The 26,070-nt window shown below is 37.8% G+C and carries 28 protein-coding genes; 3 read left to right on the top strand and 25 right to left on the bottom strand.

The features are described from left to right. Positions 1-19: 19 nt before the first annotated feature. The 6 genes from IGJ93_RS03710 to IGJ93_RS03685 all read right to left on the bottom strand — a co-directional run bounded on the left by IGJ93_RS03710 (position 20) and on the right by IGJ93_RS03685 (position 6,295). On the bottom strand, positions 20-2,665 hold the full coding sequence (locus IGJ93_RS03710) for a pectate lyase-like adhesive domain-containing protein (protein WP_285701086.1): 2,646 nt from the start codon (positions 2,663-2,665) through the stop codon (positions 20-22). Positions 2,666-2,684: 19 nt separating this feature from the next. Beyond that, positions 2,685-3,464, bottom strand: coding sequence for a WxL domain-containing protein (locus IGJ93_RS03705; protein WP_284590845.1), 780 nt, complete (start codon positions 3,462-3,464; stop codon positions 2,685-2,687). Between the two features lie 20 nt (positions 3,465-3,484). Next, positions 3,485-4,213, bottom strand: coding sequence for a WxL domain-containing protein (locus IGJ93_RS03700; protein WP_285701083.1), 729 nt, complete (start codon positions 4,211-4,213; stop codon positions 3,485-3,487). Then, the gene (locus tag IGJ93_RS03695; protein WP_071868704.1) at positions 4,210-4,542 is read right to left on the bottom strand and encodes an LPXTG cell wall anchor domain-containing protein; all 333 of its coding nucleotides are present in this window, start codon (positions 4,540-4,542) and stop codon (positions 4,210-4,212) included. The genes IGJ93_RS03700 and IGJ93_RS03695 overlap by 4 nt, the downstream gene beginning before the upstream one ends. 365 nt (positions 4,543-4,907) lie before the next feature. After that, the gene (locus tag IGJ93_RS03690) at positions 4,908-5,411 is read right to left on the bottom strand and encodes an HD domain-containing protein (protein WP_067483904.1); all 504 of its coding nucleotides are present in this window, start codon (positions 5,409-5,411) and stop codon (positions 4,908-4,910) included. 119 nt (positions 5,412-5,530) lie between these two features. Then, positions 5,531-6,295 carry a TrmH family RNA methyltransferase gene (locus IGJ93_RS03685; RefSeq protein ID WP_071868703.1) on the bottom strand — a complete coding sequence of 255 codons (765 nt, stop codon included), beginning with the start codon at positions 6,293-6,295 and terminating at the stop codon, positions 5,531-5,533. A gap of 105 nt (positions 6,296-6,400) precedes the next feature. Here IGJ93_RS03685 and IGJ93_RS03680 point away from each other — a divergent pair, with 105 nt between their 5' ends. Next, positions 6,401-6,676: an acylphosphatase gene (locus IGJ93_RS03680; protein ID WP_067483900.1), complete on the top strand. Its 276-nt coding sequence runs from the start codon at positions 6,401-6,403 to the stop codon at positions 6,674-6,676. A gap of 173 nt (positions 6,677-6,849) precedes the next feature. Then, positions 6,850-7,785 (top strand): membrane protein insertase YidC, encoded by a 936-nt coding sequence (gene yidC / locus IGJ93_RS03675; RefSeq protein ID WP_067483898.1) that lies wholly within the window; start codon positions 6,850-6,852, stop codon positions 7,783-7,785. Positions 7,786-7,870: 85 nt separating this feature from the next. Here the strand turns inward: yidC and IGJ93_RS03670 are convergent, their stop codons facing one another. From IGJ93_RS03670 to IGJ93_RS03580, 19 genes are all read right to left on the bottom strand, one after another. After that, complete coding sequence (locus IGJ93_RS03670; protein ID WP_086270637.1) at positions 7,871-8,275, bottom strand: PTS sugar transporter subunit IIA; 405 nt, start codon at positions 8,273-8,275, stop codon at positions 7,871-7,873. 13 nt (positions 8,276-8,288) lie between these two features. Continuing rightward, positions 8,289-9,098: a PTS system mannose/fructose/sorbose family transporter subunit IID gene (locus tag IGJ93_RS03665; protein ID WP_067483896.1), complete on the bottom strand. Its 810-nt coding sequence runs from the start codon at positions 9,096-9,098 to the stop codon at positions 8,289-8,291. Continuing rightward, positions 9,085-9,978, bottom strand: a complete 894-nt coding sequence (locus tag IGJ93_RS03660) for a PTS mannose/fructose/sorbose/N-acetylgalactosamine transporter subunit IIC (protein ID WP_067483895.1) — start codon at positions 9,976-9,978, stop codon at positions 9,085-9,087. The genes IGJ93_RS03665 and IGJ93_RS03660 overlap by 14 nt, the downstream gene beginning before the upstream one ends. 12 nt (positions 9,979-9,990) lie before the next feature. After that, entirely contained in the window at positions 9,991-10,470 is a 480-nt protein-coding gene (locus IGJ93_RS03655; RefSeq protein ID WP_067483894.1) for a PTS system mannose/fructose/N-acetylgalactosamine-transporter subunit IIB, read from the bottom strand. Between the two features lie 91 nt (positions 10,471-10,561). Continuing rightward, positions 10,562-11,533 (bottom strand): tagatose-bisphosphate aldolase, encoded by a 972-nt coding sequence (lacD, locus tag IGJ93_RS03650; protein WP_067484145.1) that lies wholly within the window; start codon positions 11,531-11,533, stop codon positions 10,562-10,564. Positions 11,534-11,558: 25 nt separating this feature from the next. Further along, the gene (locus tag IGJ93_RS03645) at positions 11,559-12,734 is read right to left on the bottom strand and encodes an SIS domain-containing protein (RefSeq protein WP_067483893.1); all 1,176 of its coding nucleotides are present in this window, start codon (positions 12,732-12,734) and stop codon (positions 11,559-11,561) included. Positions 12,735-12,746: 12 nt separating this feature from the next. Continuing rightward, positions 12,747-13,478 (bottom strand): GntR family transcriptional regulator, encoded by a 732-nt coding sequence (locus IGJ93_RS03640; RefSeq protein ID WP_067483891.1) that lies wholly within the window; start codon positions 13,476-13,478, stop codon positions 12,747-12,749. 661 nt (positions 13,479-14,139) lie between these two features. Continuing rightward, complete coding sequence (glyS, locus tag IGJ93_RS03635) at positions 14,140-16,215, bottom strand: glycine--tRNA ligase subunit beta (protein WP_285701637.1); 2,076 nt, start codon at positions 16,213-16,215, stop codon at positions 14,140-14,142. A 1-nt stretch (position 16,216) separates the two neighbouring features. After that, entirely contained in the window at positions 16,217-17,134 is a 918-nt protein-coding gene (gene glyQ, locus IGJ93_RS03630) for a glycine--tRNA ligase subunit alpha (RefSeq protein ID WP_071868701.1), read from the bottom strand. Positions 17,135-17,156: 22 nt separating this feature from the next. Then, positions 17,157-17,399: a hypothetical protein gene (locus IGJ93_RS03625; protein WP_067483886.1), complete on the bottom strand. Its 243-nt coding sequence runs from the start codon at positions 17,397-17,399 to the stop codon at positions 17,157-17,159. 300 nt (positions 17,400-17,699) lie between these two features. Further along, the gene (recO, locus tag IGJ93_RS03620) at positions 17,700-18,560 is read right to left on the bottom strand and encodes a DNA repair protein RecO (protein ID WP_067483884.1); all 861 of its coding nucleotides are present in this window, start codon (positions 18,558-18,560) and stop codon (positions 17,700-17,702) included. Between the two features lie 75 nt (positions 18,561-18,635). Beyond that, complete coding sequence (gene era / locus IGJ93_RS03615; protein WP_067483882.1) at positions 18,636-19,535, bottom strand: GTPase Era; 900 nt, start codon at positions 19,533-19,535, stop codon at positions 18,636-18,638. Between the two features lie 18 nt (positions 19,536-19,553). After that, positions 19,554-19,946, bottom strand: coding sequence for a diacylglycerol kinase family protein (locus IGJ93_RS03610; protein ID WP_172843720.1), 393 nt, complete (start codon positions 19,944-19,946; stop codon positions 19,554-19,556). Continuing rightward, positions 19,930-20,406, bottom strand: coding sequence for an rRNA maturation RNase YbeY (gene ybeY / locus IGJ93_RS03605; protein WP_067483877.1), 477 nt, complete (start codon positions 20,404-20,406; stop codon positions 19,930-19,932). The genes IGJ93_RS03610 and ybeY overlap by 17 nt, the downstream gene beginning before the upstream one ends. 34 nt (positions 20,407-20,440) lie before the next feature. After that, positions 20,441-22,642 (bottom strand): HD family phosphohydrolase, encoded by a 2,202-nt coding sequence (locus IGJ93_RS03600; protein WP_067483875.1) that lies wholly within the window; start codon positions 22,640-22,642, stop codon positions 20,441-20,443. A 23-nt stretch (positions 22,643-22,665) separates the two neighbouring features. Then, positions 22,666-23,637, bottom strand: coding sequence for a PhoH family protein (locus tag IGJ93_RS03595; protein WP_067483873.1), 972 nt, complete (start codon positions 23,635-23,637; stop codon positions 22,666-22,668). Positions 23,638-23,799: 162 nt separating this feature from the next. Then, positions 23,800-24,246 (bottom strand): GatB/YqeY domain-containing protein, encoded by a 447-nt coding sequence (locus tag IGJ93_RS03590; RefSeq protein ID WP_071868699.1) that lies wholly within the window; start codon positions 24,244-24,246, stop codon positions 23,800-23,802. A gap of 26 nt (positions 24,247-24,272) precedes the next feature. Next, entirely contained in the window at positions 24,273-24,449 is a 177-nt protein-coding gene (gene rpsU, locus IGJ93_RS03585; protein WP_002356740.1) for a 30S ribosomal protein S21, read from the bottom strand. 162 nt (positions 24,450-24,611) lie between these two features. Next, positions 24,612-25,040: a Fur family transcriptional regulator gene (locus tag IGJ93_RS03580; RefSeq protein WP_067483869.1), complete on the bottom strand. Its 429-nt coding sequence runs from the start codon at positions 25,038-25,040 to the stop codon at positions 24,612-24,614. 90 nt (positions 25,041-25,130) lie between these two features. On the opposite strand from IGJ93_RS03580, the gene IGJ93_RS03575 reads away from it, so the two are divergent. Then, entirely contained in the window at positions 25,131-25,991 is an 861-nt protein-coding gene (locus IGJ93_RS03575; protein ID WP_067483867.1) for a pyruvate, water dikinase regulatory protein, read from the top strand. Positions 25,992-26,070: the final 79 nt, after the last annotated feature.

Below are 26,070 nucleotides of genomic sequence, written 5' to 3'. Positions count from 1 at the left end.
ATTTGCTCCATTCTTTTGATTATGGGACATCTTCAAGCGCCCATTCTAAAGTTCCTTTATAAGTCCCTAACAATTGTTTTTCTATCGGTATTTTCAGACTGAGTCCCTCTGTATCATTCCAACCGTCTGATAAATTTGTTTCGCCATCTTCTGTTAGCTTACCTTCTTCAACGGGAATTGATTCACTAGTAATATTGATTGTTTCCACATCATTCGTGTAATAAAATTGTCCCGCTAAGCTATTATGGTCCGAAACTAAAGGAGATTTTTCTTTCAACGTAATTCGCCAAGGATTTTTTTCAGCTCCCCGCGTATCAGAAACAATTAAGTTTCCAATTACATTGGGTGTATATTTTGTTCGGATACTGCTAACTTTTTGCGTACCAAAATCAAATGTTTCAGGTACAGCCTTCAGTTCTAAGGTTCCTATGACAACTATTTTTGTTGCAGCTTTAAAGACAGCATCGCGGTAAGCATATTCTTCTGCAGGCTGAATGTTCCCAACTTCAGTATTCGTTTTTGGTGGATCCGGAATTTGTGTTATTTTGCCACTTGTATCCTGTAAAAAGATTTGTAGTACATCATCTTTCTTTAAACTTAGATTTGAAAGGGACAACGTCCATTTTCCTTCACTAGAAACATTCGTAGTATTGGTTTGCCTTTCACCATTTAGTGTTATCGTAACGATTGCCCCAGCTTCACCAGTTCCTGATAGCTCTTTGACCAAAGGTGATAAGGTTTCACCGCTATCGATAATGGCTGGTTCTGGAGGTGTAACATCAATTACAAGATATTTTGATGCTTCTTCCGAAATCCATGGACCTCTTTGCGCTGTTGCCTGCATATCTTTTCCTGCAAGATTAAATGATTCTGATTGATAACTTGCATAGCCATTTTCATCTGTCAATAAATCTTTCGTTACTTTCCCGTGGGTATCAGTAATTGTCACATTTGCTTGATTTTTGGAAGCATAAACAGGAATATAGCTAACTTCTCCGTCAGCATTTAATCCATTATTATCTGGCACATAACCGATAATCACTCTGGCTTTAATTGTTTTATCTGCATCTGTAACAGGAACCCACTCAACGACAGGGTTTTGGTTCATTCCTGAGATTCTACGATAATTTTTTTGAGAAAAAGAATTCAATCCCGAGGTGGTAGCACTAATTTGTTCATTTGAGCCATTACCGGTTACTGAAAATTGAGCTACTTTTGTATATGTTTCATCTGAGGGGCCTAGAGGTTGGGTAGCTAACTTCCACAAATCAATATCAGAATCGACAATCTGAAAAAGATTATCCGTATAATTTCCCATAGCAACTTGAACTGCTGTGTAGCCATCTCTTAAATTACGAATGTCGTATTGAGCAGGACTATTCAAAATAAACTTGTTATTTTGTCTTCTAACATTTCCCGTACCTAGTCCATTGGCAGACAAATTAATCAGTGGCTGATTACTTACACCAATCGTGTAAAAGTAAGCCCCTGGTTCAACAATCAAATAATTATTGTCATTACTATAAGCTACAACTGAACCAGAATTTTGTTTACTAGTTAAGTTAACGATTGCCCCTGCTTTTATAGTCATTCCTGCACCATCCATATCAAATCGAACAGCATTTCCGGGCATATTTACATTAAATGTACTATTTTCTCCCACCGTCAATGCTTGATAATATGAATAAACTGCTGGATAAGTCGTACCCGTTGTCTGACTTTGTGTTAAATCGACACGACAATTTTTTCCAATCGTAAATTCTTTGCTTGCACCTGTGGATGTATCTGCAGCAGCAACGTTATACCAAAAAATCGAGAAATTGTAATAATTTACATTCCCTTTGTAATTGGTACCATCTTCCATTTTCAAACTACCTAAATAGAAGTTTTCCGCACGTGTATCGATGTCCATTTTTCCATATACGGTTACTTCAGAATAAGAGGCTCTTGCCAGCCTTTGGACATCGGGTTCCGTTGTAATATTGCCAAAACGATATCGCCATTTCCCGCCATTAGTGTAATTTAAACGAGTGCCCACAATGTCTTCACTATTTGCTCCACCGTAACGTTGATTAAGCACGATATCATGCATATGAAAATTCCCTGATCCTGTTGGCGAACCCAGCTGAATAGATGTACTTTTGAAATCCACTCGATGACCTCTACCATCTATTTCTAAGTCATTTTTTCTCGAATAGTTGGTTAAAGATGTATCTGTATTACTGGGATTGTCAAAATCACCTGTCAAAATAATCTTAGTGACTGCTTCGTCTCTAATAGCTTGAACAAATGTACTCCAACTGGATACTTCTACACCGTCAATAGCTGCTTCTCTTGTAGTGATTAGCGCATTGCCCTCATTTTTTTCTTCTACTTTAGACGTTTTCTTTGTAGTATCACTTGATTCTGTAGTACTTTCATTCCCATTTTCACTTGAAGAAAGTGTCTCACGGGTTGAATCAGCTGTCGGAATGTCGCTCGTTTCTGTTTGCTGATCAGAAATATCCGTGTTTAATCGTTCTGAAATGTCTGTATCAGGCAATTCATTTTGAGTGGTTTCAGAACTGTTTGTAATAGAGTCTGAACTAAATGTATTGGCAATAGGAGAGATATTGGTCGCTAATATGCCGCTTAACATTAGCGTAACTATTTTTCCTTTGAACATATCTCTTTCCCCCTAATCTCTAAATTCCTGGAACATCCGTTAACGTCCAAACTAATTTTGTTTGGTATTTAACCGCATCTTTAGGCGTTGAACCAGGTACAGCTAATTGGATAGCCTTTGTAACATTTACCTTTTGTGCATCACCATTTTCATCAACTTCTTCAACTTCTTCTACAGCTCCCCAATAGGTTGCCCAAGTTCCAGCACCAGCTTCTGCTTTGGCTGTTGTCACAACAGACTCCTGTCCAGGTACTAAAGCAATATTATCTTTTGCATCAGGAGATACTACGTTTTGTGCATTACTATTCACTGTTGGATCATTTAAAGTAATTTGTGCACCCGTTAAAACATTATTCAATGTTTGTGTTGTCGAAGTTAATTGAGTCTCTTGTTTAACTGTCAACGTCCAACCACCGTTTGTTCCGCGATTGTCAGAAATCTGAACAAAGTTCGCCGTATCTTTTTGGTCACCTTGATAAGCTTGTGCTCTGGCAAAGTAAACTTGATCTTTATTGGAGATACGATTTTTACCAAAATCTAAACTAGAAGCATAGTCAATTGACAATGGTCCTTGTGTTCCTGGATTTGGCCCATTTGGATCTGTTGGATCAATTGGGTTTACTGGTTTTTCTGGATCTGGATTTTCTGGATCAACTGGAACAGTTGGATCTAAATTAGGAATAAATTCTACGAGTCCAGTTGAGTCATACTGTTTGTTCTCTGCTGCATATCCTTCGATAGATGTCGCTAACAGTCCTAAAGTGCTAAAAGCTAACAGACCGATGAGTTGCTTTTTCATTGATACTCTCCTCCTCAAACTTAGTTATTTGGTGTATTTTCCAAAGACCATACTAATTTTGTTGAATATTGTTGTGCTAATTTGACCGATTTCCCTGGTACTGAAAGTTGAACAGCGTCTTTGTTTTCTTCTTCATTGGCACCAAAACGATAAACCCATGTTCCAACGCCAGTTCCTTCTTTCGCATTGATTGCAAGCGTATTACTTGCTCCAGGTGTCAATATTAAATCAGCGTTCACAGTTGTTGGTGTATATTTTTCATCCACTAAAGAAGCAGCTTGTCCCTTTGTAAATGCTAATTGTGCGCCAACTAACTCTTCACCTGATGCTGTTTTGAATTGTTCTGGTTGAGAAAGGCTTAGCTTCCATCCTGCCAATGTCCCTCTTTTATCGGTAACTTGGACATAAGTCGGTTTTTTAGAACCATCTGTCATTTCATCTGGTGCTGCGTAATACACTTTATCTGCTGTAGAGATTTTTTGTACACCAAATTTAAATTTTGAACCATAATCAATCGATAATGCCCCACCTGTTCCTGGTCCTGGAGGATCCACTGGATCTACAGGATCTGTTGGATCTGGATTTTCCGGATCGACTGGGGGTGTTACCTCTTCGTCCCCTGCTTCAAAAGTAATAATTCCTTCTGAGTTGTATTCTTTTGGAAATGTTTCCTCTGCAGCCACTTGAATCGAGTGTGCCATCAAACTGAATAGCAAAGTAGTTGACATCAATTTAACCATCTTTTTCATCTATCAAATTCCCCTTTTCTCTTTTTCATAAAAATAAAAATGCTTACTCCGATTAACAGAATAACCCCCACATGCGTAAAAGCTGGATAAGTATAATCTCCTGTACTTGGTAATATGACTTGGCCAGTTGATAAATAATTATTAGATCCTGCTACCCAATCAGATCCAGAATTATTTGAATCATTTTTATTCTCGTACTCATATTTACCATAAAAACTCGCTTGTCCATTTGAGTCATAGTTCTGCTCTATTGCATTTATTTCATTTGTAATCCCTATTACACAAAAAAATAGCAGTAGAACACTCATCATTTTTAAAATATTTCTCATATGCTACTCCTTTCTTGTCTTTTTGTGATTTGATTGAACTGGCCTCCAACCATACTTAATTATAAAAAAATAAAAAACTTGTTTCTTTCAAACTTTTTACTTAACTATCAAAAAAAAATATATAAACCGTTATGTGCCAACAATTGTTAGCGTTTACACACGGGATTTTTTGACCGCTTTCTTTTTTTGTATTGCAAATCATAGTTATTATTTTATTTTTCTTAATCGTTATTCATATACAAAATGATTATTCCATTAAGGCAATCAAAAAGAGAGCAGAAAAACAGATTATTCGCTGTTTTCTTGCTCTTTCGATAGAAAAAAAGACAACGATCAATTACGATCGCTGCCCTATGCTTTTTGTCTTAAATAGATTGTTCTTTTCCAAAATAATGTTGCCATTTTTGACGCATGCTACTAGTCATTGGTTGAGCAGCTTCTTTCACTGCACAATACTTATCAACAAATGTCACAATGTAGCTTTCTTTATATTTGGGTGGTGCAATGGTTGCTCCCCACATATGTTTCAAGATAATATCACGTTCTAAATCAGATAGTTCCGTGATTTTTTCTGCATTTTTCACAGCAATTCTTGGGTGTACATACGCATGTGAACCTTCATCAAATTTAGTCGTTCGCCAGTCGTAATAAAACAGATCATGTAAAAGCCCAGCTCTTGCTGTTGCCTTAGCATCCCCGCCCCATTTTTTCGCTAATAAATAACTATAATAAGAAACACTAATGGAATGTTCCAATCGTGTTGAGTGGACATGTTGCGTGTAGTCGGCTAATTTTTTCACTGCATCTGTTTCCAAAAGATCTGCTACATAAGACATGTATTCTTCGTCTTCACGCCATTTTTCTGTCATATTTTCAATCTGCCACCTTTTGATTTTCGTTATTTCTGAAATTGACCATAGTATATCACCTGAAACGATAAGATTCTAGCTACTGAGCAGTAAAATAAGAAAGCTTAATAGTTCCTTAACTAAACTGCAAAGTGGTACAACAAGATACCTGTCGCCACACCTACGTTCAATGATTCAGCATTTCCACTCATTGGTATATAGATATTTTTATCTGTGAAGTTCAATAATTCTTGGCTAACTCCCTGTCCTTCATTTCCCATAATAATGGCAAAATTAGCCGGTTTTTCTACTTCATTCAACGCAGTTGCTGCTTCATTCAACTCTGTTCCATAAATCATAATCCCCTGCTCTTTTAGTTGCTGAACAGCAAGTGATAAGTCCATCTGGATAACAGGCAAATGATAATTACTGCCTTGCATACTTCTTAACACTTTCGTACTGTATAAATCAGCTGTTCCCTGGCCAAGCAACACGCCTGCTAAGCCAAAAGCGTCAGCTGTTCGAATCATCGTCCCCACATTTCCGGGATCTTGGACATTATCTAGCAACAACCAGCCACCCGAAAAAACTGGTGGTTCCATTGCTTCACGTGCTACAACAGCAAGGATTCCCTGTGGTGTTGGTAAATCAGATAAGGCTTGCATGACTTCATCTGTTACGAAAAATAATTCAATCTCAGCTAGTTTCTCTAGCCAAGTTTGCCATTCTCTTTGACCTTTTTGGGTAACATAAATTTCTTTGATGACAGCATTTGCAGCCACTGCCTCTTCAATCAAGTGAAAACCTTCTAAAAGATAAGCGCGATTTTCTTCGCGATATTTTTTCTTATGCAATTTTTTCAATTCTTTGATTCGTGGATTTTTTGCGGATTGAATTTCTTTCACCTTTTTCACCTCACTTGATTATAGCATGTATTCAAGGCTGTAACTTGTTTCTCTCATAAAAAATAGTTATCATAAAGATAAGAAAATGAAAGCGGGTGACAACTTATGCGTAAAGTCAAAATGAATGTCCAAGGTCGCGTCCAAGGTGTTGGTTTTCGTTACACAACAAAAATGGTTGCAGATCGTTTAGGAATTTATGGAACAGTAAAAAATGAAGAAGATGGTTCCGTTACAATAGAGGCCGCAGGCGAGGATGAACAAGTAGAAAGCTTCATTAAAGAGATCAAAGATTCACCCAGTCCTGCTGGTCGAGTGACCTATCTCGATTTACAAGACAATCCGTGGATGGATAACCGAACAAGTTTTGACGTCATCTACTAAGAACTTCATGAAAAAGGAAAAAACAGGTTTCTGATTTTCCTCTTTATTTTTTCTGTGTATTCTGGGGACAGTTTCCGAACATTTCTATGACTTTTCTATGAAGTTGATTGAATTATGAAATTTTTTTTAGTATAGTTAATTTTGTGTAAAAATTATGGAAGAGGAAGTATTTTATGAATAAATGGAAAAATTGGTTATTGGGATCTGGACTAGTTACTGTCCTACTTTTTTTATCCGGTTGTGTTCGAACTGACTCGCATGGAAATCCTGACACATCAGGTTTTGTCTATCGAGTTCTTGTTCATCCGATGGGGCAAGCAATTACCTATTTAGTAGAAAATTTTAATTGGTCTTATGGCTGGGCCGTTATTGTTTTGACTATTATCGTTCGGTTAGTAATCCTGCCTTTAGGTATTAGCCAATCGAAAAAAACAATGATCCAATCAGAAAAAATGCAAGCGTTAAAACCACAAGTATCAGCTGCACAAGAAAAGTTAAAAGCTGCTACGACTCGTGAAGAACAAGTCGCTGCACAAGCAGAGATGCAACAAGTATATAAAGATAATGGGATGAGTATGACTGGTGGAATTGGTTGCTTACCCTTGCTAATCCAAATGCCTATCTTCTCAGCACTTTACTTTACTGCCCGTTATACTGAAGGAATCCGCGAATCAAGCTTTTACGGAATCGATCTTGGCTCACCAAGTTTAGTGTTAGTTGCTATCGCTGGTATTGCTTATTTGCTTCAAGGATATATCTCAACGATTGGTATTCCCGAAGAGCAAAAGAAAACCATGCGTACGATGCTGATTGTTTCACCAGCAATGATTGTCTTTATGTCAATTAGTGCACCAGCCGGCGTTACGCTGTACTGGGTAGTTGGTGGTATCTTTAGTTGTATTCAAACATTCATTACGAACGTTTTGATGAAGCCTCGTTTAAAAGCTCAAGTGGCTGAAGAATTGAAACAAAATCCGCCCAAGCAAGTCGTGACACCTCGAAAAGACGTCACACCTGCTGAAACGAAAAAAGCACCTAAACAAGTCAATACACAACAAAGAAATAATTCATCAAAAAAACGAAATGCTGGTAAACAAAACCGTAACTAAAATTTTTATTTCAAGCATTTTACTTTCAACAAGAAAAAGAGTGGCTGATCCTTCGATCAGCCACTCTTTTTCATGATGTATAATTTTATTCATCCTCTTCTTCATTCGTCAGTGCAATCATTTGATTAACAGAAACGATATTTTGCTGACCGGAAGTAATAAAATCAACAGGTGTATCAAGCAATGTCCCATTGATAAACTCAATCACCATTGGCATATTCATCCCTGCATAAAGTTCAATCGCTGCGCCTTCCATAATCATACGAGAGATGACATTGCAGGGCGTCCCTCCCATTAAGTCACAAAAGACAACATAGGAGTCTAATTCATCTGTGACTTGTAAAAATTTTTCTTTAAAGTCTTCTACTCCATCTGATTCTAACAACGACACCGTATGAATTGCTGTTTGTGGTCCCATAATCATTTCTGTACTTTTTTTCAAGGCTTCACATAATTGACCATGACTAATCAAAACTAACTCTTGACTCATTTCTTACACCCCATTATTTTGAAATCACACCAAGGGCTGATAACGCAACACAGACAATCAAAACAATAAAGATAGCGCGTGTAGATGTCATATTTTTCTTACCTAACATCCAATACACACCACCAACGATTGCTGCTGGTAAAAGCTTAGGTAAAATCATATCAATATTATTTTGCATGTTTAACGTCACATCACCAATGCTTGGTGCCCAAGAAAATTTTACATTGACCATCGTTGCTACTAAAGCGCCCACCATGAAGACACCGAGTAAAGTTGCTGCATCAGTTAACGCAGTGAGCCGCGATTGCATTGTTGTTACCAAGGAAATTCCTTCCTTATAGGCAAACTCCAATTGCTTCCAACGAAAGACCATGACTGCAATTTGAGCCGCGATCCAAATGAAAACACCCGCTGGATTTCCATTGATTGCCATGTTCGCAGCCAATGCACCAAAAATAGTTGGAATAAGTGCTGCGAAGATCGAGTCACCAATTGCGGCAAAAGGTCCCATTAACCCAGCTTTCATCCCAGAAACGGTTTGTTTTGCTGCAATGCCTTCCTTCTCTTCAATTGCAAGGTCGATACCAGTTACAATCGTATTAAAGAAGTTTGACGTATTAAAAAACTGCGTATGCGTTTTCATTATTTCTTTTAATTCAGGTGTATCATCACCATAAATTTTACGAAGTTGAGGTAAAATCGTATACAAATAACCTGAACCTTGCATCCGTTCATAGTTCCAACCTAGTTGAAAGGTGAATAAGCTTCTTCGATTGATTTGTTTAAAATCTTCCTTTGTCAATTTATAATTAGATTTCGTCATCTTCGATTTCCCCCTCAGCTGATTCTACTTGCTCGCTTGCTACTGGTTTTTGATTGTGATTGTTCTGACCATTTTTATAACTAATTGCTGCTAATGCAAATCCAATCAAAGCAACAGCTAACATTGGTAATGAGTTAAACGTTCCTGGCATTTCTTTCACTACACTTGCGACACTTGTTCCAAGTAATTGAACGTTTGAGAAAAGTGTTGCTAACAATGCAGTAATCGTGAAACCTAAAACAAGATATGGAAAATGTTTCTTAACAGGTAGATAACGTAATAAGATAGCAAACCCAACTGCTGGCAAAACAGCTCCGGCTACAGACAAACCATCACCTAGCCATTTTAGGTCACCATTTAACACACCAACAACATTTTCAACTAAGCCGCCACCAAAAGCCAAAGCTAAGAAGACAGGAACTAATCGAGAAAGTGACCAAGGTAAGGCACCCATCAAGAAGTTTCGTTCAATTGCTTTATAATTCATTGTTTCAACATGTCGATCAATTCGATGTGCAAAATACGTATTTGCAAAGCGAGCTAAAATATCTAATTGGATCATCAAACTAGCTACCGGCACAGCAATTGCTGCAATCGCTTGCTCAGGATTCATTCCAAGCGAGATAGAGAATGCCGTCGCTAAAATCGTCCCTGAGTTTGCGTCAATCTTAGAGGCACCACCAAATGTCCCAACACCTAACACTGTTAACTGCATACTACCACCAATAATAAGACCGGATTGCAAGTCACCCATCACTAAACCTGCAAATAAACCTGCAAACACGGGTGCACTCATTGACGAATAAATTTGTAACTCATCTAAAATTTGATAGCCTGCGTATAATGATAATAATAAGATCTGCCACCATTGAATATCCATGAATTATTCCTCCTATTTTGTTAACAGACTCATAAAGTCTTCGGCTTTGTCACTTGGGACCATTTGGGCAATCAGGTGTACACCTTTGGCTGCCAACTGCTTAAATACGGACACATCTTCTTCTACAACATTGATTGACTTAGTAATCGATCGAGTTTCATCTGTTTGAGACATATTGCCAACATTGATTTCTGTTAAAGGAACGCCTAATTCAACTAACTTCAATAAACGATCTGGCTTCTTTGCAACAATCAGCAATCGTTGCGAATCATACTTTCCAGCTAAAATATTAGTTGCTGCTTTTTCTACTGGTAACACGCTTAACTTTACCCCGGCTGGTGTAGCAAGCTTTAGACCACTTTTTTCGATTGCATTCGTTGCTACCTCGTCGTCCACTACCATGATTCGCGTAATATTTAATTTTGTTGTCCACAAATTCGCTACTTGTCCATGAATCAGTCTGCCATCAATCCGTACGCCAATAATTGCCATTTTGCTTCGTTCCCTTCTATTTTTAAATATGTGATGTTACTATAAAAAGCAATCGAAACCGCTTACTTTTCCTTCAATTAAAATGAAACTGTTATGCTTTTTCATACCAAGGTGTCGCTGTTTGTTCCACAACTTCATTTAATTCCTCGATGTTTGCCCGACCAGTCGTTTGCAACCAATCAATTGCGCCTGCTCGACCACTCTCAACATAGGCTTTTACACCGTCTTTCCAAGTTGCTCGGCCACAAAGAACACCGTTAAAGTCCGAACCAGATTTGTGGGCAAAGACCAACGTTTCTTGGAATAATTTCGTTGACACTCCTGCACTTAAGAAAATAAATGGTAAATTCGTTGCTTCACTTTGCTCTTTAAAGAATTCTTGTGCTTCAACTTGTGTGTAGCATGTTTCGCTAGTAGCAAACCCCTCAACGTAATTCATATTGACAGGCACTTCGACTTTTAATACATCCACTTTATAGTTTGGCCGTGAAAATTCTTTCATCATCTCAATGACTTTATGGGGTTTGATTTTCGCATATTCAATTGAATTACTATCTGTAATTGTTGCATCATAAGAAACCAATTCTAAGTAAAAAGGACGATCCTCTCCTGCGCACTCACTTCCTAAACGTTCGACAAAAACATGTTTTACATGATTGATTGCTGGGTCTTCATCTACGTCATAATATAGTAAGAATTTAACAGCATCTGCTTGCGCTATTTTTAAACGTAAGGCAGACCAATCTTCGAGCAAATCAGGTAGACGCCCTGGTTTCGTCGCATCATACCCCGTTTTTTCATAAGCTAATAACAAGCCTGCTTGTTCGTCACGAGCGTTTGCCGCAGGTAAGCCATACTCTGGATCTAACAAAATAGCAGAAGCAAAAGGTGTCAGTTCACTTGAAACGAGGGTTTTAAATTCGCTGATTTGTTCTGCTGTCGCATCCATTCCTAGTGCATTCATCATTTTTTTCAGTGCACCACGTTGATCAATTGCTAATGCACTGATTTTCCCGGTTTCTGTGGATAATCGATTCATTGCTGCTTGTTTTTCTGTTGTCAAGTTCACTTATTTTCTCCTCTTTTCTTTAAATTCCTGGATAGTCGTGAATCGTTACTCCCTTAACAACACGATTAACGGTTCCGCTTGGTGAAGGAGTATCTGGGGTATTTCCGATTTTGATGGATGTCAACAATGCAATCAGTTGTGCAACTAAGATCATCGCTAAAGATAGGTACCCATCAGGCAAACGAATTTCAGTTGCTTCGATTTGGAAAGTTTGACCAGAATAGTTTATTTTTCCAGGTTGAGCAATCGCAATCGCTTGTTTCGCAATTTTATCTCCGTGAATTTCTTCTAAAATATCTAAATCATAGGTTCGTGTGTAAGGCTGATTGTTGACAAATACAAAGACGAGCGTTTCGTCATTTACAAATGATTTAGGTCCATGACGAAAACCCATGGAAGAATCAAAACTAGTAGCGACTTTTCCCGCAGTTAATTCTAAAATTTTAAGTTGTGCTTCTCTTGCCAAACCTGCTAAGCTACCTGATCCTAGATAAACAATTCTTTGAAAATCTGGCGAAATCAATTCCTTAATCTCAGTTGCTCTGTTTAAGATATCCTTACCCAGCGTTGATAAAACGGTTACATATTTTTCCTTTGTTTCATCCGGTGTTTGATCAAAAATCAGTAAGGCACTTAACATCATGCACGTAAAACTTCCAGTCATTGCAAAACCAGCATCATTTGATTTTTCAGGCATCAATAATAAAAAGTTGTTTGCATCTTTTTCTGCTGCTTTAGCCAAACTTCCCTCTGCTGCACAAGTAATCGTTAAATGAAAAATCGTCGAAACAACTTGATTTGCGAGCTCAACTGCCGCTAAACTTTCAGGGCTATTCCCACTGCGTGCAAACGATACAAGTAATGTGGGTTCGTCTGGAATTAAATAATCTTGTGGTGCAGCAACGATATCAGTTGTTCCAATACTTTGGAAAATAAACTTTTGTGTTTCACCATGTCCATTCAAATAAGGAACAATTGTATCTCCAACATATTGAGACGTTCCCGCTCCAGTGAAAATCACTCGGATACGTTTTCCGTCTGCTGCTTCATCCATTTTTTCAAAAAATTCTTTGAGTTTTTCTTTTTTTTCCTTCATGATTGTAACGGTTTCTTGCCATAATTCTGGTTGCTGTTGAATTTCACTAGCCGTGATTGCTGCACCTAGCTCTTTCAACTTTGTTTTTTGTTCAAGCATTTGACTTCCTCCTTAATTACTACGTACGTGCCGAATTTTATAATGGAACTGATCTGCTCTGGCAACGCTGACTGTGTATTCGATAATTTCATTTTTATGATTGTACGTCGACCGAATCAAATGTAATACAGGTGCACTATCTGCGATACGTAATAAATCGGCGTCTTTCTTTTGAACGATGCTCGCATAAAATTCTTCATCTGCAAACTGGACGATTTGATTGTAGTCTTGTGAGAAAACATCATATAAGGGTTTACTTTCAAGTAACGGTAAATCTAAATTCATAAATAATTTAACTGGCAAGTAAGAACGTTCTACCATCAAGGGTTCTGCATCTGCCAATCGTAATCGTTTGATTTTAAACACTGGTTCACCAAGCATTATATTCAAAGCTTGGGCAATTTTCTTTGTTGCTTCGATTTGACGAAATTCTAAAATAACTGTCTTAGGTAGTCTGCCTAATTCTTTCATTGCTTCTGTAAAACTGTATGCTCCAGCTAAGTTGGATGATTTCACAGATAGATCAGAGACAAATGTACCTTTACCATGGCGGCGATAAATGCAACCTAGTGTTTCTAATTCTTGTAAAGCTAAGCGAACAGTCGTGCGACTAACGCCGTAATGTTGACATAATTCTCGTTCAGATGGCAGTTGATCGTGTGCTGTCATCTGCGTTTCGATTCGATCTTTTAATACATCAACAAGTTGATAGTATAATGATTTTCCTTTGCTTGAGCTCTCCATTATTTTTTCCTTCCTCTAACTGGTTATAACCACATGACAAGAATAAAAATATTTCTCTATTTTGTCAAACCTTTTTTTAAAAAAAATTATACATTATCAGTATTATCAAGGATTTTTTTTCATTTCAGAAAAGTACCAGACTGATACCAGTTGATAAAATTATGACACTTATTGCTTGATAATGGCTTCTAATGCAAAAAAACTGAGACAAATTTCATTGTCTCAGTTCTAAATAAACTTATTTTTTTGAAAAAGTATGGGCCCGCTATCTCAATGAAGCTGAACGTTTGGTGCCACAACCTTATTCACGGTGTTCCCCAAGCAACTCCTCAAAATAATTCATAACTGTCCAAAAACATGAAAAGCTATTTTTGTCAGTTGCTCATTATTTTTTTGGAGCTGAGCGCTTGGCGCCACAACCTTATTCACGGTGTTCCCCAAGCAACTCCTCAAAATAATTCATAACTGTCCAAAAACATGAAAAGCTATTTTTGTCAGTTGCTCATTATTTTTTTGGAGCTGAGCGCTTGGCGCCACAACCTTATTCACGGTGTTCCCCAAGCAGCTTCTTTGGCAATAAGTCCTCTTTTCTTAAAATATGGAAAACTATTTTTAGAAAAGTATTCTTATTGCTTGAAGCTTAACGCTTGGTACCACAACCTCATTTTGTCATAATCTTATCCAAGCTTGCCAAAGACAACGCCATAAATGCAATTTCTTTCAATTGCGTTAAGCGGTTGGCACGTACTGCTTGATCTTCCGCCATAACCATTGTTTGATCAAAATATTCTTCAATCAATGGGCGCAATTGGACTAAGCTTTCATAGCTTTCACCTAATGTTTGTGTTGCAAAATTAGCTTTTAACTCATTCACAGCTTCATTCAATGCTGATTCTGCTTCATTTTCAAATAATGCGGGGTCTACTACACCAACTTCTGTTGTTTCTGCTTTTTTCGCTAAGTTGATGACACGTGTCAAAGCTTCCATAGATGGTTTGAAATCTGCATCATTCAAATGTTCTTTAAATAATTGTGCTGCGCTAAAGACTTTTGTTAAATCTTTTTGTTCCGCATTCAATACTGCGTCAATCACATCGTGACGAATTTCTTTAGTGACTAATAATTGGCGTAGACGTCCTTTGATAAATGAAAGAACTTCGCCTTGACCACTGGCTAAGTCAATTCCAAAACGTGTTAGATCTTTACTGATTTCTTCATCAATAACTTCTTGCAATTTAGCTAACGGGAAGCTCCATCCTTTTGATTCAACGATACGAACCACACCATAAGCTTGGCGACGTAAAGCATATGGATCGTTTGATCCACTTGGTACCATTCCTACAGCAAAGAAAGAAAAGATACTATCTAACTTGTCTGCAACTGCTAAAACCGAACCAATAACTGATTCTGGTAGTTCACCTTCGCTTGAAATTGGCATGTAGTGTTCACGAATCGCTTTCGCAACTGCAGGTTTTTCACCTTCAAGTAACGCATATTTTTCACCCATGATTCCTTGCAGTTCAGGGAATTCACCGACCATATTCGTCACTAAATCAAATTTATAAATTTCGGCAGCTCGTTGAAGATCTGTTAATTCTGATTCAGATAACCCAACTTCTTCCCCAATAATGCGGGCAGCGATTTGAACACGTTGCATTTTTTCATAAATGCTACCGATTTTTTCATGGAAAGTAACTGATTTCAGTTTTTCTACGTCTTCTGCGATTGAAACTTTCTTGTCTTCATTGTAGAAAAATTCAGCATCTTCTAAACGTGCAGTCAATACTTTTTGATTTCCTTTAATAACATTGTCTAATTTGACAGCATCTCCATTACGAGCGGAAATAAAGTGAGGTAATAACATTCCTTGGTCATTTCGAACTTCAAAGTAACGTTGATGCTCTTTCATTGAAGTTACCAAGACTTCTTCTGGTACAGAAAGATATTTTTCTTCAAAATCACCAGCAAAAACAGTTGGATATTCTACCAAGTTATTTACTTCTTCAAGCAACTCTGGATCAAGGTCAATTACCCAATGATTTTTTTCTGCTAATTTTTGTGCTTGGCTAACAATCATTGCTTCTCTTTTTTGTGGTGAAGCAATCACAAACTGCTCATTCAATTTATCTTCATATTCTTTCGCATGGTCAAAAGTGATTGGTTCGCCTAAGAAACGATGTCCACGAGAAGTACGACCTGTTTCAACATCTAATACGCTAAATGGAATGACTTCATCATCTAACAACGCAACGATCCAATGAATTGGACGAATATATTCAAAATCAAAATTTGCCCAGTGCATTGTTACAGGGAAAGTTAAACTTTTAATTACATCTGCCAACCCAGCTAAAACTTCAATTGCAGGTTTTCCGTGCATGTATTTTGTAACATAAACATATTCAACATCTTTTAATTCTCTAAAAGTAATATCAGCTGTTGTTAGTCCTTGCCCACGAACAAATCCTTCGGCTGCTTTTGACCAATTTCCATCAGCATCTAATGCAATTTTTTTTGCAGGTCCCTTGATTTCTTCTTCACTGTCTGCTTGGCGTTCAGGAACATTTACTACTTTGATTGCTAAACGACGCGGTGTTGAAAATGTTTCGATTGAATCATAAGTCAATTGATGTTCATCTAAAAATTTTGCTGTTTTTTCTTCTAGTTGCTTCATGCTTGGTGTTACTACATGAGCGGGCATTTCTTCTAGTCCAATTTCTAATAATAAGTCTTTTGCCATCTTATTCAGCCTCCTTAACTGTTTCTGGATTTGCTGTGTTCTTGTTCAATAGTGGGAATCCTAATTTTTCACGCTCTGCAACAAAGATTTTTGCTACCGCGCGAGCCATATTTCGGATTCGAGAAAGATAGCCAGCACGTTCTGTAACTGAAACAGCGCCACGTGCATCAAGTAGATTAAACGTATGGCTACATTTTAAGATGTAATCATATGCTGGATGAACAAGGTTTTCATCAATGCAGCGATTCGCTTCTTTTTCAAAACGATCAAAATTTTGTAACAATAATTCTTGGTCACTGACTTCAAATGAATATTTTGAGTGCTCATATTCAGGTTGTTTGAAAATCTCACCATATTTCACGCCTGCCGACCATTCAAGATCATAAACACTTTCCACTTCTTGGATATAAGAAGCTAAACGTTCTAACCCGTAAGTGATTTCTGAAGTCACAGGTTTGCATGGTAAGCCACCTACTTGTTGGAAGTACGTAAACTGTGTAATTTCCATTCCATCTAACCAAACTTCCCAACCAACACCAGCACAACCCATTGAAGGATTTTCCCAGTTATCTTCAACGAAACGAATATCGTGTTCCAGTGGGTCGACTCCTAATAAACGTAAACTTTCTAAATATAATTCTTGGATATTTTCTGGTGAAGGCTTCATCACGACTTGAAATTGATGATGTTGATACAAACGGTTTGGATTTTCACCGTAACGACCATCTGCAGGACGACGTGAAGGCTCCACATAAGCTGCATTCCAAGGTTCTGGTCCAATGGCACGTAAAAATGTGTAAGGACTCATTGTTCCGGCACCTTTTTCTGTGTCATAGGCTTGCATCAGCATACAACCATTTGATGCCCAAAATTTTTGTAATGTTAAAATCATGTCTTGAACGCTTAATTTTTCACTCATAGTATAGTACCCCTTTCATTTCTTACAAAGCTTGCACGACTGGATAAAATGCGACGACTGAACCTGGAATCAACTTCACACGAACAACGTCTGTCTCAGCTAATTGTGCAGTAATTGAATAAATCGTTTCTTCTGGTCTGGTGGTAAAGCTTTCTTTCACTTGTTCTTGGTCATCAACAACACTGACTGCTAATGCGACACTTGAAAGAATTTTGATTCGGTTTTCTTTAAACTCTGTTGCCGGGATTTCCATGTCAAATTGCATCTTGATTTCCTCCTAAAAATACAAAAAGTCCCTATGTCTGACTACAGACATAGGGACGAATAAATTCGCGGTTCCACCCTACTTCCGAATAAACATTCGGCAGCTTCGTTTCACGTACTCCCAAGCGCCACTTCAAAAATCGATTGTATTCGGCTCACACTCTCCCGAACTCGCTTTTACCCACGTATTTTTTACTCTTCTTGATCAACGTACTATTTTTATCTACGGTTAATAATAGCCGTTTCGTTACTCTTTTGTCAAATTTTTTTATTGACCAATTAAATTTCTTTTTTTCTCGGCTCACTCATGATCTGTAGGATCAGCTGACAAGGGTGACTCGGGTTCCTCAGCTACTTCTTCTTGCTCAGTCGCTGGGGCGTCACCTTTTTTCTCTAATGGTTTGAGCACATGCTCCCATGATTTCATTTGATCAATAAATTTTTTGCTTTTAAGATGAATCCCCACATATTCTTCATAAAGCTGATCAATCAATTGACGAATCGCTTGCTTCGTTTCTTCTTTTAAATGGATTCCGTTGATTCTCTCATAAGAAATAGCAGAAAACATACGTGCAAAATAAACAGCTCGAGGATCCGCGTGATACCTTCTTGGATCAAGGGACCAATGACGTTCGCAAATCACACCGCCATATTTTGAAGAATAATCAAATTTTCCTTGTGTTTCACCGCAAACCGCGCAATGCGTCCAAATCGGTGCAATCCCAAATCGTTGTAGGATTTGGATCTCAAAAATATTGGTGATGATTTCTGCATCGTCTCCTTGATTCATTCTTTCCAACGCTTGTTGCGTAAAATGAAAAAGATTCGGATCATATTGGTGATCTTCAATTGCTGCATCAACCAAACTTAACAAATAAGTCCCATAGCCACTCAAAAAAATATCTTCTTGAATTTTACGATAGGCATGAACATCTTTGACACTCGTGATAAAAGATAGACCCTCACTTTTAAAGGTGCCAATATAAACAGCTTGAGTAAACGGTCGAATAGCAGGTGCTAATGGCTGGTTTTGTCGATGGATACCTTTGACATAAAACATCATTTTCCCCGCTGATTCTGTAAAAATCTTGACCAATTTATCTTTTTCTTTATAGTTGCGACTAGAAATAATCAAGCCTTTTGATTCAACCAATTGACTCAATCGATTCCCCTCCTCAAAAAAAGAAATCTGGAAAAAGTATTGCTACCTGTCCAGATCCGTTCTTTTTTACTGATTTTAGTATTCGTCTTTACGGTAACCAAAGTCTTGGAGATAGACTTTTTTGTCACGCCAATCCTTTTGAACTTTTACCCAAAGTTCCAAGAAAACTTTATCACCGAGTAAACTTTCAATATCTTTACGCGCTTTTGTTCCGATTTGTTTCAACATTTTTCCGCCTTTGCCAATGATGATTCCTTTTTGGCTATCACGTTCAACAATGATCGTTGCTTGGATTTGAATTTTATCATTTTCATTACGTTTCATCGAATCAACAACGACTGCTACGGAATGAGGAACTTCGTCACGAGTCAATACCAGTACTTTTTCTCGAATCAATTCTGAAACAACAAAATATTCTGGATGATCTGTTATTTGATCTTCTGGGAAATATTGCGGACCCTCTGGCATTTCATCCACTAAAGTTTCCATCAAACGATCCACATTGTTTCCTTCAGTTGCAGAAATCGGCACTACTTGAGCAAATGGCATCTGTGAAGAATAATCTTCGATAATACTTAACAACTCATCTGGATGGATTTTATCAATTTTATTGATAACTAGATAAACAGGTGAGGTTACATTTTTTAGTCGTTCAATAATAAAATCATCCCCACGGCCACGCTTTTGATCCGCACTAATCATAAACAACACAGCATCTACTTCTTTCAGTGCGCTGTAAGCTGCTTCGACCATGAAGTCACCTAAGCGATGTTTGGGTTTATGAATTCCTGGCGTATCAATAAAAATCAATTGTGCTTCTGGTGTCGTGTAGACTCCTTGGATTTTATTTCTAGTTGTTTGTGCTTTGTCACTCATGATGGCAATTTTTTGACCAACGATTCGATTCAAAAGTGTTGACTTACCAACGTTAGGGCGTCCAACAATGGCAACAAATCCTGATTTATGTTCTGGCATATTGTTTCTCCTTCTTCTTTAAAAAAATAATTGATAAATTTTGGGAACAAATAAAATCAAACCTACGATCACCGCAAAACAAGCCGTCAATAAAACCGCTCCCGCAGCCATGTCTTTAATTTTTTTCCCGATCGGGTGAAAATGAAAGTCCGTAAACATATCGACAACATTTTCAAAAACAGTATTTAAAATTTCAACGATCCACACTAAAAAAATAGCTAAAAACAGCCACAGCCATTCATTCTGACTAAGCTGAAAAATAACGCCAGCAATCAATGCAAAGATGCCGAACACAACATGAGTTTTCATGTTGCGTTCTTCATCAAAAACCGTTTTTACTCCTTGAATGGCAAATTCCACAGAAGTCATAAAATGTTTATTCTTCTCAACCTGTTTATCTTTTAAGTCCATAAGCATCCAAAATCTCTTTCTGTAACCCAAACATTTCTTTCTCGTCTTCAGGGGTCATGTGGTCATACCCGTTGATGTGTAAGAAACCATGTACTGCTAAGAAACCTAATTCGCGATCATATGAATGGCCATATGATTCTGCTTGTTCTGCAGCGCGTTCGATTGAAATCATAATGTCGCCAAGAACACGTGGCATTGGATTCTCTCCATCTTCAAAAATAACTGGGATCTCGTCTTCGCCTTCTTCTTCCAAAGCAAAACTAATGACGTCAGTTGGTGCATCTTTTCCTCGATAATCACGATTGATTACTTGAATCGCATCATTATCCATGAAAGTCACTGACATTTCAGTTTCTTCAGGCAATTTTAAATAATCGGCTGCAAACTGGAGTAGTTCGTCGATTTCTTGCATCTTCTCCTCAGGTACTTTGTTTGTTTCATCCATGAATGTAATATCCATTAGTCATCGCTTCTTTCTTTACTCACTTTTTAGATTATTCTTGTGTTTGTGCTTGCTCTTCTTTTAATTTTTCAGCTTCTGATTTCATTTTTGGATACTTGATTCGCGAGTGGAACGTACTACTTAATCCACTAATCAATGATTTCTCAACTTTGCGAATTTCTTTCAATGTTAAACCAGTCTCGTCTAGCTGACCATCTGAAATGCGTTCTGCAATCAAGTTATGAACAAATTGTTCGATTTTTTCACCAGTTGGATGATCCATTGCACGTACAGCTGCTTCACAGCTATCGGCAATATTGACAATCCCAGCTTCTCTTGTTTGTGGTTTTGGTCCCGGATAGCGGAACTGCTCCTCTGTTATTTCAGGGTTACGTTCCTTTGCTTTCACGTAAAAATACCGCATCAATGTCGTTCCGTGATGTTGGTTACAAATGTCAATGACCATTTCAGGCATACCATATTCTTCTAAAATTTTAGCACCATCAGTCACATGACCAAAAATAATTTGTTTACTATCTTCTGGCAACAGGAAATTATGTGGATTTTCAGCACCAGACGGTAGGTTTTCAACAAAAAAACTAGCATGTTTAATTTTACCAATATCATGATAGTAACAAGCCACTCGGGTTAATAGCGAGCGACCACCAATTTCTGCTACTGCATTTGCACTTAGATTAGCTACCATCATACTATGATGATACGTTCCCGGCGCTTCTTCTAATAGTTGTTTCAATAGTGGATGATTTGGGTTACTTAGTTCATTTAAGACAATCACACTATCATCTGTCACCATTAATTCAATGTAAGGATGCAAGCCCATCGTTAATAAGAAAGATAACAGTGCACCTGTTACACCACAAACTAAAGTCAACCAAGTTGTTCCATCACTAAAGCTCATACCTTGATAAACAATCAAGATGATATTCATCAACGTTGGGAAGATAATTACCCATAAAACCGCTGGTAATCCTTGTTCAGAAATTCGTTGACGACGAACGATTGTCCCCATCAAACCAGAAAACAGATACGAAACTAATAACACGGTTAAGGTATTTGTCCCAATAGAACCATAATAGATAAATAACGCTGTTACCGCTTGGAAAAGTGCTGCCATAATCCCGGCTCTTCGATTAAGGAAGAAATTTAAGACCAATGGGGTAAACGCCGCTGGGTAAAACAACGGGATATAAGTTGCTTGTTCCGTTTGGAATAATTGGAAAAATTTCATCATGATAATACTTAAAGACATTGCTGTTACATAAAACAACACATATTCCGTCCGTTTATCTGAATCTTGAAATTGCAATGAATTGTAAGTCAAAACAACAATTTGAAGCAACACAGCTAAAATCATTGCAACTAGCGGAAAAATCGAAGTTGTTTGATTGGTTAGTCCCAATAATTCTAATTTTTTCATTGCGGCTGCATCAATTTGATTTCCTTCGCGTACAATGATTTCTCCTTGGAAAATCATTACAGGCTGAACAGCTTCCCGCGCAGTAGCTTTCAGTTCTTCGGTCTTCTTCTCATTAAGAACATCATTCACTACGATTCCTTGATCCACCAAGTAGTTCAGTACTTGTTGTTGCGCAGAGGTAACATTGAGATATTGGATTTTATCCTGTGCCTCTTGCTTAAATGTGTCAACATCGCTTTCTCTTACTTGCTTACTCATTTGTTCATCGATTAATTTCAGACTTTCATCACGAACAGTCGACAATTCATCCTCTGTCATACCGAAAATGAGTGTATAAAAATTGCTAGGTAACTTTTGGTAAAACGCGACATCTTCTACGTTCACTGTTTCAAAATTCTTCTTCAGTGCTGCAATTCTTTCATCAATCGTCGGTTTAGGAATATTAGCATCGTCACTGGCCTTTTTGACTTTCTCATCATACGCCTTGTCGATTGTATCATTTGTTTTGTTAATCAAATCAAACAATTGCTTGATTCGGTCATTTTGATCAGCTGCTAAATCTTGTTGATAGGTGTACTCTGGTGTGACTGCTTCGGCTGCCAATTTTCTCTTTTGCTCGGTCTCTTCTGTATTCTCAATCGTTTTGGTTGCACGAATACTTTCTTCAGCTACTTGTCCTTCTCTAAAATCGTTTGCTTTTTGTTTGACACTACTAAAAGTAACTCCACAAACGATCACAAAAAACACAGCTAACAGCAAGGGCAAAAACGCTTTTCCTAATTTTGCTTGCAGTTGCTGGATTGTTTTATTCAACATGTGCTTATCCTCCTAAGCAAAGCTTATTCTTGATGAAGATCGGCTTTTTCGTACGCTTGAATAATTTCAGCAACTACTGGATGTCGCACAACATCGCTGGCTTCGAAATTAACAAAATCAATTTTTTTGATTTGCTTCAACGTACGTTCAGCATGAACTAAGCCACTCATTGTCCCTCTCGGCAAGTCAATTTGACTAGTGTCTCCATTGACGATCATTTTCGATTGGTAACCAAGACGAGTCAAAAACATCTTCATTTGAGCCACAGTCGTATTTTGTGCCTCATCTAAAATAACAAATGCGTCATCCAATGTTCGACCACGCATGTACGCCAAAGGTGCAATTTCAATTACGCCTCGTTCCATTAAACGGTTCGTATGTTCCAACCCGAAGATTTGGTAAAGTGCATCATAAACAGGACGTAGATAAGGATCAACTTTTTCTTTCAGATCCCCGGGTAAAAAGCCCAGATTCTCCCCTGCTTCAACAGCTGGTCGAGTCAAAATAATCTTTTGGACTTCGCCTTTTTTTAATGCGGCAATTGCTAACACAACCGCTAAGAAAGTCTTTCCAGTTCCAGCAGGTCCAATACCAAAAACGACGTCATGATGTTTGACGGACTCAACGTATTTCTTTTGTCCACTATTTTTTACCCGGATAGGTTTACCATTTCTGTCTTTCACAATTTCTTCTTCATACATCTCGATGAAGTAATCTAAGGTACCTTTTCGCCCCATATTTATCGCCGCTACCACATCTGGTGTACTGATATGGATTCCGCGTTTGATCAGTTCTTGTAGTGTGCGGATAACTGAACTAGCCAATTTCACTTGTTCATTTGTTCCAATTAGTTGAATTGTTTCACCACGCGTATTGATAACGGTGTCGGTTGCATCTTCTATAAGTTTGATGTGTTTATCGTGCGCACCAAAAAGTAAGCTGGCATCGTCAGCCGCTGTTAATCTAATCTCTAAAGAAATGGACTCTTCTGTCAAAAATAGACATCTCCTTTATCTCTTTCATTTCTTGTCTATTTTACCACACTCATAGAAAACTATATAGCAAATAAAAAGCGGGGCGTTGACACACCTTTTTCTTCAAACTCAAACAACAGAAAAAAACCGCAAACATTTCTGTCTGCGGTTCAGATTACAAAATTAAGCTTGTAATAGTTCTTTTACGATTGCATTTACTTGATTTCCGTCTGCTTTTCCTTTGACTTTAGGCATGATAACTCCCATTACTTTGCCAAATTCTTTAACAGATGAAGCACCAGTTTGTGCAATAGCGTCTTGAACAAGTTGTCGAATTTCATCATCAGAAAGTTGTTCTGGCATATACTTTTCGACAATTACAATTTCGCCTTTTACTTTATCAGCTAAATCATCGCGTCCTGCCTGCTCAAACTCATGTAAAGAATCACGACGTTGTTTCATCTCACGAGACAACACTGTTAATTCTTCATCTTCCGTCAAGTCGTGGCCTACTTTGATTTGCTCGTTTTGTATTGATGACTTAATCATACGAATGACTTGCAAAGTTTCTTTCTCTTTTGCCTTCATCGCTGCTTTCATGTCATCGTTCAATCTACTTAGTAGTGACACACTACCAGCTCCAATTCATCAAAGAACTAGAATTTTTTGCGTTTTCTAGCTGCTTCAGATTTTTTCTTACGTTTCACGCTTGGTTTTTCGTAGAATTCACGTTTACGAGATTCTTGTAAAGTACCCGCTTTTGACACGGAACGTTTGAAGCGACGAAGAGCATCGTCAAGTGATTCGTTTTTGCGAACGACTGTTTTTGACATGTTAATTCCCTCCCTCCGAGCTTAAAAAGTAACCGTAGTGCTATTGAAATAATTATCCCAAAAAACAAACTGTCCTTTAAACATTATAGCTAATGCTCTTTTGACCGTCAAGGGATTCTTTCTTTTTTTTTGATTTATTAGTTGTTATTTTATTTTATCGAATCATTGACAATCTTCACAACGCCCAAAGATTTCAAATCGGTGACCTTCAATCGTGCACCCACCAAGTTGTTCTTCAAAATAGTTCATTGGGCACATATGGATTTCTTTCGTCTTCCCACATACAGTGCAGATAAAATGATGATGGTGACCGATTTCGCCCTGACAACAATGAAAGCGGAATTTCATTTCCCCATTCAAGTCGGTTTCTTCCAATAAATCAAGTTCAGCAAAATCATGCAAGTTGCGGTAAATCGTATCGTAACTTACACCTTTGAATGTTTCGTTCATATAGTCAAAGACTTCTTTAGCAGAGACATAGCGATTACGCTTTACCAAGTAAGTCAACAAAGCTTCTCTTTTTTTCGTGTATTTAAATCCGTTATTTTTGAGTGTTTCCAAAGATTGTTCAATTAATGTTTGCTTTTTCATTCCTCTTCCTCCAAATCAAAACGATTACGAAGTACGCATTCCAGAGTATGGTATAATAAAGCAAAAAAAAAAGCAAGTGAGGTTTTTCTTATGGCTTCAGATTCAACTGAATTAGTTACTTTTTTTGTCATCTCTGATTCTGCTGGTGAAACAGCAACCAAATTAGCACAAGCAACAATGGCTCAGTATCCAAGTGTCGAATTCAATTTATTTCGTCGAACATTTGTCACTGACAAAGAAACTTTACTCAATGCATTAAATGATGCCTTGACAGAACAAGCCATCGTTCTCCACACCTTGATCAATCAAGAATTGATCGACACAGCTCGAACATTTTGTGATGAAAACGAATTGTTCAGCTTTGATATCATGACGCCACCTGTAGCCGAAATCGAACGACGAACCGGGATTCAACCAACGCGTCAACCTGGCGCACTTCATTTGTTGAATGAAAACTATTTCAAACGCATCAAAGCAATGGAATTTGCAGTGAAATATGATGATGGTAAAGACCCTCGAGGATTTTTAGAAGCAGATGTTGTTTTGCTTGGCGTTTCTCGTACTTCCAAAACACCTTTGAGTCTATTTTTAGCCAACAAAAATTTAAAGGTTGCAAATTTACCTTTGATTCCACAAGCACATATTCCAAAGCAATTGTGGGAAGTAGATCCTAAAAAAATTGTCGGTCTAACCAATGATCCCGATATTTTAAACAGCATTCGTAAGGAACGCATGCGCTCTTATGGGTTAAATCCAGATACTGCTTATTCTGATATTGAAAAGATTCGTGCAGAATTAGACTTCGCAAATGATCTTTATCAAAAACTGGGCTGTGTAGTAATCAATGTCGCCTCGCTTTCTATTGAAGAAACTGCTTCTCTGATTTTAAATGCACTTGAATTAGAAGACCACAGCTATTATGGAACAGAGTCTTCTGAAACTTCCGATTGATTCCCTGATTCTTATTTTAATTCGCACCAACGAAAAAGGTGAGCCCACATCCGATAACGGTTTGGGCTCACCTTTTTTC

This window comes from Enterococcus sp. DIV0174 (genome assembly GCF_050529065.1).
Taxonomy (GTDB): Bacteria; Bacillota; Bacilli; order Lactobacillales; family Enterococcaceae; genus Enterococcus_B; species Enterococcus_B thailandicus.
This window is presented reverse-complemented; position numbering and strand designations above follow the sequence as displayed.

Coding starts and splice junctions, on each gene's coding strand:
- IGJ93_RS03710 (WP_285701086.1), bottom strand. CDS start 2,665: ATGTTCAAAGGAAAAATAGTTACGCTAATGTTAAGCGGCATATTAGCG.
- IGJ93_RS03705 (WP_284590845.1), bottom strand. CDS start 3,464: ATGAAAAAGCAACTCATCGGTCTGTTAGCTTTTAGCACTTTAGGACTG.
- IGJ93_RS03700 (WP_285701083.1), bottom strand. CDS start 4,213: ATGAAAAAGATGGTTAAATTGATGTCAACTACTTTGCTATTCAGTTTG.
- IGJ93_RS03695 (WP_071868704.1), bottom strand. CDS start 4,542: ATGAGAAATATTTTAAAAATGATGAGTGTTCTACTGCTATTTTTTTGT.
- IGJ93_RS03690 (WP_067483904.1), bottom strand. CDS start 5,411: ATGACAGAAAAATGGCGTGAAGACGAAGAATACATGTCTTATGTAGCA.
- IGJ93_RS03680 (WP_067483900.1), top strand. CDS start 6,401: ATGCGTAAAGTCAAAATGAATGTCCAAGGTCGCGTCCAAGGTGTTGGT.
- yidC (WP_067483898.1), top strand. CDS start 6,850: ATGAATAAATGGAAAAATTGGTTATTGGGATCTGGACTAGTTACTGTC.
- IGJ93_RS03670 (WP_086270637.1), bottom strand. CDS start 8,275: ATGAGTCAAGAGTTAGTTTTGATTAGTCATGGTCAATTATGTGAAGCC.
- IGJ93_RS03665 (WP_067483896.1), bottom strand. CDS start 9,098: ATGACGAAATCTAATTATAAATTGACAAAGGAAGATTTTAAACAAATC.
- IGJ93_RS03660 (WP_067483895.1), bottom strand. CDS start 9,978: ATGGATATTCAATGGTGGCAGATCTTATTATTATCATTATACGCAGGC.
- IGJ93_RS03655 (WP_067483894.1), bottom strand. CDS start 10,470: ATGGCAATTATTGGCGTACGGATTGATGGCAGACTGATTCATGGACAA.
- IGJ93_RS03645 (WP_067483893.1), bottom strand. CDS start 12,734: ATGCTTGAACAAAAAACAAAGTTGAAAGAGCTAGGTGCAGCAATCACG.
- IGJ93_RS03640 (WP_067483891.1), bottom strand. CDS start 13,478: ATGGAGAGCTCAAGCAAAGGAAAATCATTATACTATCAACTTGTTGAT.
- glyS (WP_285701637.1), bottom strand. CDS start 16,215: ATGGCAAAAGACTTATTATTAGAAATTGGACTAGAAGAAATGCCCGCT.
- glyQ (WP_071868701.1), bottom strand. CDS start 17,134: ATGAGTGAAAAATTAAGCGTTCAAGACATGATTTTAACATTACAAAAA.
- IGJ93_RS03625 (WP_067483886.1), bottom strand. CDS start 17,399: ATGCAATTTGACATGGAAATCCCGGCAACAGAGTTTAAAGAAAACCGA.
- era (WP_067483882.1), bottom strand. CDS start 19,535: ATGCCAGAACATAAATCAGGATTTGTTGCCATTGTTGGACGCCCTAAC.
- IGJ93_RS03610 (WP_172843720.1), bottom strand. CDS start 19,946: ATGGACTTAAAAGATAAACAGGTTGAGAAGAATAAACATTTTATGACT.
- ybeY (WP_067483877.1), bottom strand. CDS start 20,406: ATGGATATTACATTCATGGATGAAACAAACAAAGTACCTGAGGAGAAG.
- IGJ93_RS03600 (WP_067483875.1), bottom strand. CDS start 22,642: ATGTTGAATAAAACAATCCAGCAACTGCAAGCAAAATTAGGAAAAGCG.
- rpsU (WP_002356740.1), bottom strand. CDS start 24,449: ATGTCAAAAACAGTCGTTCGCAAAAACGAATCACTTGACGATGCTCTT.
- IGJ93_RS03580 (WP_067483869.1), bottom strand. CDS start 25,040: ATGAAAAAGCAAACATTAATTGAACAATCTTTGGAAACACTCAAAAAT.
- IGJ93_RS03575 (WP_067483867.1), top strand. CDS start 25,131: ATGGCTTCAGATTCAACTGAATTAGTTACTTTTTTTGTCATCTCTGAT.